Source organism: Labilibaculum sp. DW002, from assembly GCF_029029525.1.
Classification (GTDB): Bacteria; Bacteroidota; Bacteroidia; order Bacteroidales; family Marinifilaceae; genus Paralabilibaculum; species Paralabilibaculum antarcticum.
The window spans coordinates 2,674,121-2,689,195 of the sequence record NZ_JAKJSC010000001.1 but is presented as its reverse complement, the minus strand read 5'-3'; the positions used below and the strand labels follow the sequence as shown (position 1 = coordinate 2,689,195).

Genomic DNA, 15,075 nt, shown 5'->3' with positions numbered 1-15,075 from the left:
AAAAGATGGTAGCAAAACTAAAACGCAGTCTATTTATTGGACTTGGTGGAACTGGTGCAGAGGCTGTACTACATACAAAAAAAAGATTCATGGACTCGTTTGGTGAGATACCGCCAATGATTGGTTTCTTGTGTATTGATACTGATGAAGAAGTTATAAACAAATCAGTAAAGAGCAATCTAGGTGAGGAAATTAGAATCGAACAAAACGAATTTGTATACTCAAAAGTAGTAGATGCTCAAGCTCCTTATAAAAGGCATAAAGACACACTTTTTGATTGGGTTCCAGAAACAAATTTAAGGACTATGACAAAAATGACTCATGGTGCTGGTCAAATACGGTCAAATGGTAGGTTTGCTCTATTCTTTAATCATAATCTAATTCATAAAGCAGTTGGCAATAGGTTGACTGAGATTATGAATATAAATAATTCAAATGACAAGAAATTTAAAGCTAATGGAGGAGGGGTTGAAATAAACTTTGTATTTTCAATTGGTGGAGGAACAGGAAGTGGTACTTTTATTGATACTGCTTATATTATTCAAGATGCAATTAAGCCATTTAAAGGGCCTAATAGTCCTATGACGACTATTGCTTTCGCAGTTCTACCCGATGTATTTAGAACTATGGCATCGGGGCCATCAATGCAAAATGTTATTCCTAATGGTTACGGTGCTTTGGTCGATTTAGATTATTTAATGCATCAGAATTATAACTCTAATCCGATTACAATCGATTATGGGAGTAAAAAAATCGAAACAGTTGATAGTCCTTTTGACATAGTATTTACAGTAAATAATATTAATAACCAAGGTAATGTAATATCTCATATTAAGGATATTTCGGAACTAATAGGTATGGGAATGTATACAGGGGCGAGTGAGTTATCTGGTTCAGTAAATAGTTCCTATGATAACGTATTGGCAGCTGCTGCAGGTGGAGTATTAGATATTGAAAATAAAATGTCTTGGGCTCATGGTATGGGAGTCAGTGAGTTGTATTACGATGGAAATAAATTAGGTAATATCTATGCTAATAAAGCGACCAATATTCTGTGTAATAAAATATTAGAGATTGACTCTGATGTAACAAATACTGTAGATTCGTTTATTGATAGAGATGATGTGTCAATACGAGAAAATAATGGAGTAGATGATATTATTGATTCATTACTTCACTCTTCACCTAAAGTGCCTATATCTAGTATTGACATTGAGAATCCCAAGAGTGACATTCAGGCGTATTTGAATAATATTTCAAATTTTGCAGAAAAAGAAGTTGAAAATAATTATACCAATAAAGTTGAAAGGATAGTAGCTAAATATAAAGCAGAGATTGTAAATATTATCAATCAAAATAAAGGTATTGGTACTGCCATTGAATTTAATAAAATATTCCAGAAAAGTCTCGATATTTTTAGAGATGAAATGGACTCTGAACTTGCTGAATTAGTAAATAAAACTCCATCCATTGACGGCAGAATTCAGATATTGTGCGATGAGTATAAAAAAATTGCTAACAAATTTGCACTTGTTGGTAAACAAAAAAGAATTGACGAACACGAGGAAGAATTAGTGGCATCCGTAATGGCCAGAGCAAAGAATACTCATGAAACTATTAGGCGCAAATATGCTATTAAGTTTTTAAATACTTTAACTGAAGCTACCAATAAAAAACAAAAAAAATTAGATGGATTAAAAGCAAAAATACAAACTTGTGCTGACAATGCTTTGGCTAAATCAAGATCGATTCAGAATGATGTAAGTGATGTGGACAAGACATTTATTATTGAGTTGCATAAATCTGATCTAAATACTGTAACAGTTAATGAACTTGATATAAATCCAGATAGTTTTATAAAAACATTAAAAGAAAATAATAAGATATTAGATTTTGGAAACTATGAAGTTGAAGAAATGGATGAGATCCTATGGAAATTTTCTAAAAAATTAAAAGGAGCCTTAGAATTACGGAATATAACCATTGATGAAGTATTGAACAGATATCCAGAAGAAAAGGTCAAACAAACTATCGAAAACTTAGTTCAGAAATCAGTTCCATTATGGTCTACGAATTTCCATGGATATATGGAGAAAGAGCGTCATTACGACTTCGTAATGGGAATACCTGATAGCACTAATTCTAGGCTTAAGAAACAAGAGAAAGAATTGTTTTCAGATATTCTTCAAGCTGGAGAGAAAATCTCATTTAATCAAACTAGAGACCCTCAGCGAATATCAATATATAGAATGGAGGCGGCAGCACCAATTTTTGCGGTGAGTGATGTTATGGGATACAAACAAGAATATGATAAAAGTGACCGCAGTCATCATATTGACTCTAATTGGCTAACAAGAATGAAGAGAGAAGAATTTTCGATCGAGCCAAAACAGAAGGATATGAATAATATTCTAGCGTCATGGGTAGGAGGATTTATATATGGATTTATCAAAAATGAGGAAGGAACTTATTACGTATATAGCCCTGATAAAGGAGATGCTCTAGATGACTATTGGTTAGAAATAGCATCCTCTAATTATCGTGATGATGCTTTTAAAAAGTTTCAATCTGAGACTCTAAACGAGGAAATGGAAAAAATTATAGAGAAAAAGATTGAGGCTATGGGTTCGGAAGAAAACGATAGGTTAATAAATACCATTAAGGATGGTTCTACTTATCTAGATACTACCAGCCAGTGTGGCATTGAAAAAGACAAATTAAAAACTCGAGAATGGAAAGAAATTGCTAATCTGTTAAAAGATGAAATTAATTTTCTTAAAAAGAAATTGGGTAATTAATGTGTTTACAATAAATAATTAAGGGTGCTATAATAGGATAGTACCCTTTTTACAAATACTACTATGGCAATAGCAATTCCATCATTAAATATCGGTATAGGTGAGTTTTCGAAAGATTTAATCAAAACATTCGAAGAGCACCTTTGTGTCTACGATAAAAGTCTAAAAACATTAACACTAAATAAAACTTTTTTAATCGAAGATGGTAAAATTGTAATCAAGAATATTGCAAATGAAATTGATTCTGAAATTGGGGAACTTAATTCTTTTACTGATCCTTTAAATGCTATCCAAAATGATAATTTATCTATTGCCTTACAAAAAGCCTATTTTGAACTAAATAAACTTGCTAATTCAGTTACGAATGATTTTTTTACGATCACTGGAGGTAATGCCCTAATTCACATTCTTGTTCCATTATTTGAAAAAGGAACAGATGAAATATTATGTGCAATATTAAATCAAATTAAAGAATTAGGTGATGCAGGTGTTTTGTCTGGTGTTGATGTAAAAGTTATTGCATTTGGACACCGACTATATCTTAATCATGAAGATAAGAATACCCCTGATATCATAAGGAAGCATCAAAAGCAATCTTATGCTTTTCTAGAAAGGATCAATCAATCGTCTGCAGTTCAAGATCAGTTTAGTAATTTTTTCATTTTAGATAATGTAAACCGCAATACACTAAACATTGACTTTAATTACAATTACATTGCTAAAGCGCTAAACGAACTTTTTTCTGCTACCATGTTACATGATGGTAATGTGCTAATTAATGATGGAAGTAAGTTTGGTGCATTTGGTATTGGAATAATTAACTTCGACGATCTTCTTGTAAGAAAATATACTATTAATAGATTAATGATTGATGGTTATTATAAAGAGGGAATTGATATAAATTCTGAATCAGAAGTAGACACGGATTACCTTATTTCAAAAACCAATAAATTTCTAGAAGAAAATATCGACATATTCGATGAAACAGTTTTAGAATTAATTAAAAGCTCAAAAGGTCCTAGTTTTGAGGAAATAATTGGCAAAAACAAAACTGAGGATATTTCGCGCAGTAGTCTTATTCGGTTATCTGAAAAGTTTGAAGATGAGACAATTGCTCCAGTGTTAGCTTGTGCAAATAAAGTTACAAAGGATAAAACACAAGCTCTAAATAATAAATTTTACAATTTTGATGATCGTAAGAATACTGATTATGCATTTAATAAAGCATTTATAGCTAATCTAATTGGTGAAAATGATGAAGCTCTTAAAGGAGTTTCGCTTGCAAGTAAAAGATTAAACATTGACTACATTGAAAATGGTGTAGTTGATCAGTTACAAAAGTTTATTCCCTCCGATAAAAAGGTAGATATAAGACGATTACAAATTTTAAAAAGTAAGATTGCAAATTCTACAATATATCTTAAAGAGCTAGAGAAGAACCTCTATATTCTGGAAGAATCTTTAGATGAATTAGATAGGATAAAAGAAATAAAATTCGATAATGGAATTTTTTCTAATGATGGAGTTACGATTAATGCAAACGGTTATGTTCCAAGTATCGGTAGTGATTTAGATGCTTATGTTCCATCAGAAGAGGTATTACTTTCAAAATATATTGATTTACGAAGTTATTTTCCAAAGGTCGAAGATCAGAAAAATACACCTAGCTGCACCGCTTTTGCTGTTGGGGCAACTTATGAGTATTTAGCAAAGCGAAATAATGCTAATAATGCCATGGTTAGTAAGCTTTTTATTTACTATCAAGCAAGGTCAGCTCAAGGAAACCAAAACGATCCTCATTCAGGTTCGAGTATTTATGATGCGATTATTAAACTAAAAGAGGAAGGAACTTGTTTAGCACAAACCTGGCCATTTTTAGATAATAATGTAAATGTGAAACCGAACGAGGAGGCATATAGTGAAGCAAAGCAATTTATATTGCATGAGGCACAATCTGTAAATATTTGTGAGGATATATTTAAATCAGCCCTTTCAGACGGTTTCCCAATTATAGTGGGAATAAAGACATACAGATCATTCATGTTAGGTCATGGTAATGGAATGATTCCTTACCCTACAGCTGCCGATATAGCAGAAGGGAATAATGGAGAACATGGAAATCATGCAATGACAATTGTTGGATACAGCGATGCAGATAAATATTTTATTGTACGTAACTCTTGGGGTGCCAATTTTGGAGATAAAGGATATTGCTATATACCGTATGATTACATCGCAAATCCAAAGTTTTGCCATAATGCCTTTATCGTAAAAAGTATTGTCGATTTAGTGGTTGACGATGTAACTCCTTTAAAGCAGACCGATGGTTTACTTTTTGCTGAACAATCCAATATAGTAAGACACAATATTGCCAGATATACTCTTCAATGTGCAAAACGAGAACACTATAGTTTAGAACGAGAGTTTAAGTCGATTGAAATTCAATATTTCAAATTAATTGAGGAACTAAAATCTCCAAAATATTGGATAGATTCAAAAAATACTATTGTAGAAGATATTAACTCTAAACGAGAACAGTTTTTAAATACGTATAATGCCTGTATCGAAGATAATAAATCTGGTTGTTTAGGGGGTATGTTTGGGAAGAAAAAGATAAAAGAGAATAAAAATGAGTATGCAAAAACTCTTTATGCTAATATTTCAAAAATTGAAGAAGAGCTACTATTGTTTTTAGTTAAACTAAAAGTTGGGAAACAAATATTTGAAGATATACTACAGAACAAAATAGATTTAACTAATTATTATATTGAAATTAAAAGTTTTCTTAAAGAGCTAGGAAAGTGGAATAGTCATTATTGTTCGCAAATAAATGATTCTGACTTTGAAAATCCAGTATTTATTATTGGCTTGATTAATCGAGAAATTCTAAAAAATCACTATGAGAATAATTGCACCACATATCTCAGCAAATGGCCATCATTGTATTCTCTTTTCAAAGAAAAATATTTTGGAGAGCCTGATTTTAAAAAGAGTAAAGAAAAACTAGATGCATACAGAGAGATAAGAGAGTGTTTAGGAGAATATCTTAATAATGTTACTACTGAATATAATGATTTTGATATTCAGCAATATTTATTGGGGCTGAAAACATATAGTTACTTGCCAGCTCCCTTAAGCTTCGAAAAATATATAAATAAACTTCAAATTATATCAGAGCCATTCTTACAGGTAGCACCAGGTGAGGTAGGTGCTCCATCAATTAATAAATGTATGCTCAGACAGGTGCCCCTAGGCAAAACTTTTGATTCTGAAATAGGAAATACTTTTGTTGCTAATAAGCCAAGCATGATCGATACATTTGCTAACAAAAAAGTGGCTTTTTTACAAATGGAAAGTGGAATTGAAGTTACAGACACATTAGAATTTATTTTAGGAAAAAAAGTAAGTGAAATATAAAATTATGAATATAAAAAATATAGCTATTTGCTCTATTCTGCTGATTGGTCTTTTAGGTGCATGTGAATCCGAATCTGAAAAACGCACAAGAATTGCTAAGCAAGAACAGATTCGAATTGAGAAAGAACAAAAACTTGCAAAGGAGAAGCGTGATCGTGAGATTCGCCTTGCTGAAGTTACACGACAAAAAGCCATTAAAGTAGAGCAGGAGAGAAAAGAAAAAGCTATTTACGACAAATACATTAATAATACACTTTGGACAGGTGCTACACCGTACTCTAATTGTTTTGGTGGCAATGGATCTTGCAGTGGACGTGGATGTTCACAGATTAAAGTGAAAACGCCTTCTAGTTCAGATGTATTAGTTACTATAAAGAAGAATAAGCAGGTTTTTCGTCATGCCTATATTAAGGCTAATAGTAGTTTTACCTTTGATTTTCCAAATGGGACTTATCAGGCTTTTTTCTATTATGGTAAGGGATGGAACCCAAGCAAAGTAATGAAAAGAACTTCAAATGGTATAGTAAAAGGTGGCTTTATTGCGGATGAAGTATTCGGGAAAGATAGACCACAGTTAATAGAAAATGGGATTCTAACATATGAGTTGATTTTGCAGAGGAATGGGAATTTTACAACTCAATCGAGTTCTAAGGAGGAGGCCTTTTAATGCTTAAACTATAATCAAACAAGAAAAATAGAATGGTTGACTTTACCATTCTCTATTTTAGATGTTAATATATAATTTCATGAGAAAAGTAGTGATTTTTATCCTTGGAGTTTTCACTCTAATCCCCATTAATGTAAAAGCATATTCCAGTGAACCTTTGTACAAATATAACAATTACGGAGTTTGTGTTTCTGGAAAGGTATTACCCAAAAAGGTATATGAGGAAGTAGGTTTTACTATTAATGAATCTACTTACCCTCAGATTAGTGGATTGACAAATAAGTCATTTCAAGGCTATTTAAATTATCTCATTGAATCTAAGGTGAAAAGTGGGGTGTCTGAATTTCAAAATAAGGTACATGACATGATTGGAACTTACAACGGTAACGTTTTTTTTAGTTATAATGTGATGTTCTTTAAGAAGAATTTTTTAATTCTGAGTTTAAATATACATTCGGAAGGTCTTTGGGGCGGTAATAATTGGTCGTCTAACGAAGATTATTATTTCATAGACTTAAAGAAAAGTAAATTAGTCAAATCCATACAAGGAACTCTTAAAGGAAATTTAATTTCGATAGCATTTATTAATTCATCAATAAGAAATTTTTTTAATAAAGAATTTAACAATAGGAAGGATCTTTCTATTGATTACCCAGATGCGTCTTCAAATATTAGTGAGTTGGATCTCGTTATTAAGGATGATATGCTTTGTTTAATGACTAAGCAGACACCCGCGGGTCATGTCTCACAAAATAATTTTTGTATTCCATTGATCGATTTTAAAGCAGCCTTGCATGATGATTATAAATATTTAATAGAAGAATAAGAGATGGGTATGATAAAAAATATATTGTTAGTTGGAATTATTGTATGTATAGTTTGTTCTTGTCATTCGCGTGTGAGGGTGAGTAATAATCGAGTTGAATCGGATTCTTTGCACGTAATGGCTGATATACCCACATTTCCATCCTGTTACGAAGATGTTATTGACAGTTTGGATGTGATTTCGAAGAATGGAGATTTAATAAGGTGTGTAAAATATAATGTTAATAATCCTTTTCAATATATTAATAAGATAAAAGGTTATCCAGAATTAGATACAATTGTAGGTGATTTTAATGGTGATGGGACTCAGGAGAAATTATATTGTGATACAGTTAGAGATTTGGATAATGAACTTGCTATTGTTATAAATTGTTCTGATCCTAGTATTGAGTCGTTACACTTCGATTATTGTAGTACTAGTATGTTGAAAAATGAAGGTGATCTAAGCGGAGATGGAAAAGATAATTTAGGCGTTTTGCCAAGTGGTTTTGGAGCTTGTAGGTCCTATTATGTGTTCAAATATGAAGATGTTAAATGGAAACTAATATGGCATCCTATCCCTAATACCTTAAATATGCGAAACGCAGGAATTGTATTAATAGAAAAAGATACATCCATTATAGGTAATACAATTGTTAGGTTTTCGATTGAAGGGGCTAGTAAATTTACTTCAGGTTCAAATATCCCAGATAAATATTTCCACCATACTTCTTGTTCAAGCAGTGATGTAATTGAAATGAGTATTGAGTTATAGTGAAAAGACAAATAATGCGAATTTTAAGAATTATACTTTTACTTATTGTTTGGATAATATTTCCTCCAATTTATATCTATTTGATAGCTAAGAATAATAAGATTCAGCGCAAGTTAAAAATTGTTGCGTATTGTTCTCTTATTTTATCTCCATTTACATTGTGTTTCGTTGCTGCAATTGTTTTATCAGCAATACTTTATCAGCCTGGTAGTTTCTCGGTTAATAAAATTGAAGATGCGATTGGAATTGATTTACCTCTTTTTTACGAAACGAATCAGAATAATATTAATTACAATGGATCTGATTATAATGCTAAAGTAATTTTAGTCTTTTCAGAAACTGGAACAAAAGATATTGTGGATCAAATAAAAGCATCAAATCATTTCAATCTTCAACATAAATTCCATGGTTCAAATGAAATGGAATGGCTAAAATCGGATACAATATTTTATTACCAAATTATAAATGATTTACAAGAAAGCAATATAACAGGATATTGGATTAAGACTGATAGTGTAACTTATAAGTTTTACGAACCTGACTTAAGTGATATTCCTAATTCTTCAATTCTGTTTCATGAGGGCTATAATGTTTCTGCAAGTTTTTTAATTAAAGATAGGAAGCTTGAATTTAATTATTACAAATATTAATTAAAGCTAACTTACAAGTAAAGAGTTTGGTATTCTCATAATATGTCCCAAATAAACAATCAGATATCATCCCTAAAACGGGGAACTACCAAATACGGCCCCGCACCGCACAAGCCAATTCTATTGTTGGCCGTTATCGAGGCATTCGAGAAAGGGGAGATCGTTAACAACTGGATCGAACCAACAGGTGAGTTACTCGTTCATTTTCGTAATATATGGGATCAGTTGGTGTTTACAGGTCATACACCCAATTTCTCCCTACCATTTTTTCATTTGAAAAATGAGAAAGGGAAGTTTTGGGAGCTCATTACTTTTCCAGGAAAGAAACTATCATTGACCAAAAGTAGTTCAATCAAAAGTTACAGAGCTTTGGTCGACTGTGTTGCTGCAGCTAAATTGTCAGAAGAGTTTTATGTGAAAGTATTAGATCCAGTACAGCGTGAAATTATGCGTCAAACCATTTTGTCTACGTATTTTCCAAATTATATAGAAAGTGATTTATTAAAACCAGAGCTTTTGACGGAGGGCATACGAAATGAAATTCTTTTCGACCCAGCCTTCAACTATGCAAGGAAAGTAAAAAGAATAATTACAGAGAAACCAAAAGCAGAAGTGGAAGAGGAATTGGTTATGCGAAGTACGACCTTTCGCAAGGCTGTAAAGCAAGTTTACGACCAGCAATGCGCCGTAACAGGTTTAAAAATAGATTTCTTTGCTACAATGTCCATGGTCGATGCTTGTCATATCATCCCATTTGCAGAAACCCATGATGATACCATCACTAATGGTATTGCAATGTCACCAACAATCCACAGAGCCTTTGATAGAGGTATGCTTGCCATATCTGATGATTACACTATTCTAATTCACAAGAATGTTCGAGATTACTCTCCGAGTAATGGCTTGGTTGATTATCAAAATCGGTCAATATTTCTCCCTGGAAATGAGAGTTTTTATCCTTCATTGGAAAGGATTAAGGAGCATAGGAAAAGGTTTGATTTTTAGGAAGTTACAGATCAACACTTAAGATATTTACAAAAGTATATCCCTAACTTTATTAATTATTTTATGTGAGAATAGTACGTATATTAGTGCGACAGGATATCCGCTAGGAATTGACCTTAAAGTTATTTACTCGATTGTCAAATGAACTTCTTAATTCCTTTATAAAATCTTCATTTTTTTTAATATACTTATTCGTTTCTTTTGATAATTTGTCTTCCAATACATATCCGTTAAATTCTCTCACACTACTCTTAAATTGCCTTAGTTCTATGTCAATTTGATTTTCATCGTTTATAAATTCCAATAGTAAGAACTGAATAGACCTTTCGTATGTTTTAATGGTTGTGTTATCATAGTCGTAAAAAGTCATATTTTTCTTTTGTCTATTAAAAAATTCTGCAAAATCAGATTGCTTAATTTTACTAAGAATTGGTCTGTTTTTATATTGTAAATGGTTTTTAGGTAATGATTTATTATTGTTCTTTTTTAACTTATTTGTTTGAATTACCTGATAACCAGAGAAATGTTTTTTCTTGTTTTTTGAAATGTTTTTGTCAATAGGGGTATCTGGATTAAAATATTCTTTTGATAGGTCATTGTATAAGTATTTGTAGTCTATAATATCAAGTAATTCCATTGATAAGTCATCATAAAAATACTCAAATTCAACAGTTTCAGTATTCTGAATTTTTCTTTTCTTTTTTAAGAATTCTAAACCTTTAAGCTCTATTTTATAACTACTATTATTTTCAGTTATTAATTCATTTTTTATGAGGTAGTGAAACTGCATCGTTACAAAATCATCTTCATTTATTCCAAGAAAACTACATATTTCAGAATGCGAATTTATACCCGCTTTTATTAATTCTAAAAGTATTTTACTAAGCTTATCGAGTTCAGCATCTTTTTCTACCACTATACTTTGTTTGCATTGCCAAAAAGGATAAAAGATTTCATAGATACCCTTTAGTTCGTATCCTTCAGTCTTCTTGTGGTTTTTAAAACTATTGTATATGTTTTGATGTTTATTATTCTTTACCATCTATTGCCTCGTTTATTGAGTTGTAAATCAAACCTTGTTCTCTTAAATCCTTCACAATGTTTTGCAACTTAAAGTCACCAAACTTTGAATATTGATTTAATGTCGCTCGCTTAATTATGTAGTTGCTATCGCCAACAATTATTAATAAGCGCTTTACTCTTGATAAAGCAACATTAATTCTACGATAGTCATCTAAAAAACCAATGTTACTTTTTCCTTTACTACTTCTTACAATATCATATATTAGAATATCCCTCTCCGCTCCTTGAAATTTATCGACAGTATTGATTTCTATTAACGGTATTGTTTTGTTTTCTTGTTTTATATTAAAATTCTTGTAATCAGAAATCCGAATTCTTTCTTTTAATAATTCAACTTGACCTCTGTAGCCGGCAATAACCCCAATGTTAAGAGGTTTTTCATTTTCTGAATTATTTGGATATGACTGATCTATTTTATCTAATATCTCTTTTATTACTTTAATGTTACAAAGATTTTTCCGATCGAATTTATTGTCATTATCATATGGATCATCTCTATTTGATGTACTAATAAATAGAATTGAATTTGGTACAATTTCTTCTTGCTCAGTATAATTATCCATTATACTTACATTTGGCTTGGTTAATTTTAAACTGTGAAATTTCTCCTTATCGTAATTTTTCAAACTTTCTAGTCTGACGTCAGGATTTTTGAGTTTGTTTTCATAAAAGTTCTTTGAAATCAAATTGCCAACTTGTCTTGGCATTCTGTATTGAATGTCAAGCATTTTGACATAGCTCGATAAATTATAGTTGCTTTCAAAAGAGGTAATTAACCTTTCAAATAAACTCTCACCAAATTCTTTGTCAAAATCCAATCCGTTATCTTCAAGTCTATCCTTGATTTTCTGTTTTACTGCATTGTCCCTTGTTATTACAGGAGGTAACTGTTTATGGTCTCCAATAAGTATAATGTTTCGAGCCATATTTATTGGTACAAGAGTTTCTGCTGGCGATGCCTTACTGGCTTCATCCATTATAACAAAATCAAATTTAAAGTCAATTGTACGATATGCTGAACTTGCTATATGAATACAGGTGGCTCCAATTACATTTATAGACATTGCATAAGCTGTCAATAAATCAATTTCGCTACTGCCATTATTTAACATTGACTTTTTTCGTTCACCATCAGCACTTGACGAATTTGATATAAATGCAAACCAGTCTTTCTGCAACTGGATTAATTTTTTATAATTACTCCCTAATTCTTTCTCAAAAATATTATCAATTTCTTTTTTTGATTTAGCATTTTCAAATAGTCTTTTTAAATAATTATGACTCATGTTAAGCCTGTCAAAAAACTTAGTTAACAACTCCTTTTCATTCCTTTTTGGCAAATTATTATAGAAATTATAAAAAGTGATCAGAGTTTTGTTTTTAGTTTTATCTCCAAACTTTGTTTTAAAGTATTTTTCTGAACTTTCTTTGGTTTGCTCAACCCAATTTTTTAGTTTATTGCTAAATAAGTGAGGCTTGATTTTAGAATTAATATTATCTCTTTCAACCACCTGTTCACTTGCAAGACGCATAAACAAAATATCTTCTGATAAACGTTCTAATACATTATCGACCGCTAAATTTGATTGAGATGTAATTAATATTTTGCAGTCTGAATTGTTATTAATTAGTTGTTGAACTAACTCAACAATTACTGTTGTTTTACCTGTTCCAGGAGGTCCTTGTATTAAATAGACTGGTTTTTTGTATAATGCTTCTAATACAGCTTCTTTTTGACTTTCATCATTTTTTAAATAATCATTGACAATTAGATTCTCAAAGTTTTCATAGTCTAAATCTACTCTATTAAAAGTTGGTGTTTTTTCAGGTGTAGCAAGTATTCCTGTAATAGCAGGATTTACAATATCTCTTGCTTCAAATTGCTTACAGGCTTCTACTTGTTTTTTAAACTGGCTTGTTTCTTGCCTTACATCTTGAATAATTTCACCAATTTCAGGGATTTCATTTATTGATAGCTTGCTATCTTTGATAATTATAGAATTGTCCTTGGGGTTAAAATCTAAAATTTCACCTATAATATTGTCGTCAATAAATAATTTAGTTTTTTGAGTTTTCAACTCTTTTATATTGGCCCAATCCTTAAATTCTTCTTTTAATTTAAAACGAATGTTCTGGTTGTTTGATTTGCTTTCTTCTCGCTCTAAAAATCTTGCTTTAAAAGCTTTTTCTTCGATAAATTCTTTTTCCTTTTCAGGAAGAACTTGCCACTTAGTAATTAAGCTTTGTTTTTTTATGTTCAGTAAAGCGAGTTTGTTTTTTTGTTCAAACTCTGTTTCAAAATAAGTTACACAATTAAAATTGACAGAATAATCAACGAAATTGAAATCTGCTATTTTTCCATTTCTTCTTATGTAATCATTTTCTCCATTTAAGTTTTTTGAGTAAGGGATAAAAATATAATTATCGTCATCTAAGAAATATCTACCGGAATAGTTTTTAGTTGTAAACCGTCCTGTAATATTTTCATTTTTTGATTTTTCGGGTTCAATTGTCCAATAACATAAAGCATTCATTTCTTTGAGAATTGGCTCAAAATCATTCTCAAATTGCTGTTGTGTCTCGACTTTTATTGAATTTCTATAAGTTATTTCTTTTATCGGTTCAGATATATTTTCAATATCAGTTATGAACTCTGAATATTTCTTGTAATTTTTTTTTCTATTTTCTGATAGAATTTTATCTATTAATTGTTTTGATGATAAATAATCAAAATAGAGTTTACCTACAGCATAAATATCATCTTGTAATTTTGGGTTTTTCCCTTCTTTTATTTCAGATGATAAATATTTGTTTTCTAGTTGATTGAATGATTTGAATATTTCAAAAAGGCCAATAAATTTTATCAGGATCTTATTTTTCGAATTAATCAATACAGTTTGAGGTGTGATGAAAAATCCAAACCTGTTTTGCTTTTTAAGTAATTTGAGCGTTTCAATAAAACACAATAAATTCTGTTTATTAAAATCTTCTATTTGTTCATAATCTTCTTGTGAATTTTCATAGACAATAAAGTAGACTTTGTTTTCTTTTGAATAACCTGTTTCAATTATTTTTTGAATCCCTTCAAACTGTTCGTCAATTATTGAGTTAATTTCATTTTTTATTACTCGCTCTATTTTTTTTTCAAATTCAGTATTAGATTTAATCGTTAAAATTTCAAATTCTGTTCCTGAATTATTTTCGGCAAGCCAAAGTGTAATGTTTTGACCGAATGATTTTATCTCATCTATTATTTCGTAGTTATTAATATTCTTCATTTAATTGTTTCTATTCGGTGCTATCTATTGATTCCTATTGGGTGTATATAAATTTTATTGTTTATCTAAATTAGAACTCTGCAAGGTAGCGAAAATGAAGTAAAGATGACTTTGTCACAGTTGTCAAGTTTAATCTATTTTGAATATACTTTATATTTGAAAAATGACTCAGTGATCGTAAATAGTATATTATAAGTCAGTTATATCTATTTTTTTGTTATAATTTTTATTTCAATGCAATCGTGAATTGTATTTATTTCTTGGAATACTTACCAGATTCCATGGTATTGTCGGCGTGATCAAATAATAGAGTTGTTTAAATTTATTATGCTAGTAAGATGATAAACAAATATCTTGGCTGTGTGGTTGTTAATTTTTAGTCTTAATTATAAAAACGATTGCCGACTCGTTTGCAGATAGGCTTATTGTTGTGTATTTGTCATTTAGCTAGTGTGTTATGGTCGTTTGCTTGGCGATTGCAGATGATTTATACAGGAAGATTGTAATTTTTGTGGGATAGGAGTTTTATTCGTTATTATATAGGTATTTAAGTTTTCATAATTACGCTGCAATGGTCTGATAGTCAAAGTAACAATAT

Annotated in this window: 9 protein-coding genes; 7 read left to right on the top strand and 2 right to left on the bottom strand. The window is 30.6% G+C overall.

The features are described 5' to 3' along the window. Window positions 1–5 precede the first annotated feature (5 nt). The 7 genes from L3049_RS10665 to L3049_RS10635 all read left to right on the top strand — a co-directional run bounded on the left by L3049_RS10665 (window position 6) and on the right by L3049_RS10635 (window position 10,116). The gene (locus L3049_RS10665) at window positions 6–2,798 is read left to right on the top strand and encodes a tubulin-like doman-containing protein (protein ID WP_275109793.1); all 2,793 of its coding nucleotides are present in this window, start codon (window positions 6–8) and stop codon (window positions 2,796–2,798) included. Window positions 2,799–2,861: 63 nt separating this feature from the next. Further along, window positions 2,862–6,215: a C1 family peptidase gene (locus L3049_RS10660; RefSeq protein ID WP_275109792.1), complete on the top strand. Its 3,354-nt coding sequence runs from the start codon at window positions 2,862–2,864 to the stop codon at window positions 6,213–6,215. A 4-nt stretch (window positions 6,216–6,219) separates the two neighbouring features. Then, window positions 6,220–6,882 (top strand): hypothetical protein, encoded by a 663-nt coding sequence (locus L3049_RS10655; protein ID WP_275109791.1) that lies wholly within the window; start codon window positions 6,220–6,222, stop codon window positions 6,880–6,882. Between the two features lie 79 nt (window positions 6,883–6,961). Next, complete coding sequence (locus L3049_RS10650) at window positions 6,962–7,708, top strand: hypothetical protein (protein WP_275109790.1); 747 nt, start codon at window positions 6,962–6,964, stop codon at window positions 7,706–7,708. Window positions 7,709–7,717: 9 nt separating this feature from the next. Further along, entirely contained in the window at window positions 7,718–8,461 is a 744-nt protein-coding gene (locus tag L3049_RS10645) for a hypothetical protein (protein WP_275109789.1), read from the top strand. A 14-nt stretch (window positions 8,462–8,475) separates the two neighbouring features. After that, entirely contained in the window at window positions 8,476–9,111 is a 636-nt protein-coding gene (locus L3049_RS10640) for a hypothetical protein (protein ID WP_275109788.1), read from the top strand. 42 nt (window positions 9,112–9,153) lie between these two features. Next, window positions 9,154–10,116 (top strand): HNH endonuclease, encoded by a 963-nt coding sequence (locus L3049_RS10635; RefSeq protein ID WP_275109787.1) that lies wholly within the window; start codon window positions 9,154–9,156, stop codon window positions 10,114–10,116. 103 nt (window positions 10,117–10,219) lie between these two features. On the opposite strand, the gene L3049_RS10630 is transcribed toward L3049_RS10635, so the two are convergent. Both L3049_RS10630 and L3049_RS10625 read right to left on the bottom strand, forming a co-directional pair. Beyond that, window positions 10,220–11,158: a hypothetical protein gene (locus L3049_RS10630; protein WP_275109786.1), complete on the bottom strand. Its 939-nt coding sequence runs from the start codon at window positions 11,156–11,158 to the stop codon at window positions 10,220–10,222. Next, a complete protein-coding gene (locus L3049_RS10625) occupies window positions 11,145–14,477 on the bottom strand; it encodes an AAA domain-containing protein (protein ID WP_275109785.1) in 3,333 nt (1,110 codons plus the stop codon). Before L3049_RS10625 ends, L3049_RS10630 begins: the two co-directional genes overlap by 14 nt. Window positions 14,478–15,075: the final 598 nt, after the last annotated feature.

Excerpts from the sequence above, each read along its gene's own strand:
- L3049_RS10665 (WP_275109793.1), top strand. The coding sequence starts at position 6 with ATGGTAGCAAAACTAAAACGCAGTCTATTTATTGGACTTGGTGGAACT.
- L3049_RS10660 (WP_275109792.1), top strand. The coding sequence starts at position 2,862 with ATGGCAATAGCAATTCCATCATTAAATATCGGTATAGGTGAGTTTTCG.
- L3049_RS10655 (WP_275109791.1), top strand. The coding sequence starts at position 6,220 with ATGAATATAAAAAATATAGCTATTTGCTCTATTCTGCTGATTGGTCTT.
- L3049_RS10650 (WP_275109790.1), top strand. The coding sequence starts at position 6,962 with ATGAGAAAAGTAGTGATTTTTATCCTTGGAGTTTTCACTCTAATCCCC.
- L3049_RS10645 (WP_275109789.1), top strand. The coding sequence starts at position 7,718 with ATGATAAAAAATATATTGTTAGTTGGAATTATTGTATGTATAGTTTGT.
- L3049_RS10640 (WP_275109788.1), top strand. The coding sequence starts at position 8,476 with ATGCGAATTTTAAGAATTATACTTTTACTTATTGTTTGGATAATATTT.
- L3049_RS10635 (WP_275109787.1), top strand. The coding sequence starts at position 9,154 with ATGTCCCAAATAAACAATCAGATATCATCCCTAAAACGGGGAACTACC.
- L3049_RS10630 (WP_275109786.1), bottom strand. The coding sequence starts at position 11,158 with ATGGTAAAGAATAATAAACATCAAAACATATACAATAGTTTTAAAAAC.
- L3049_RS10625 (WP_275109785.1), bottom strand. The coding sequence starts at position 14,477 with ATGAAGAATATTAATAACTACGAAATAATAGATGAGATAAAATCATTC.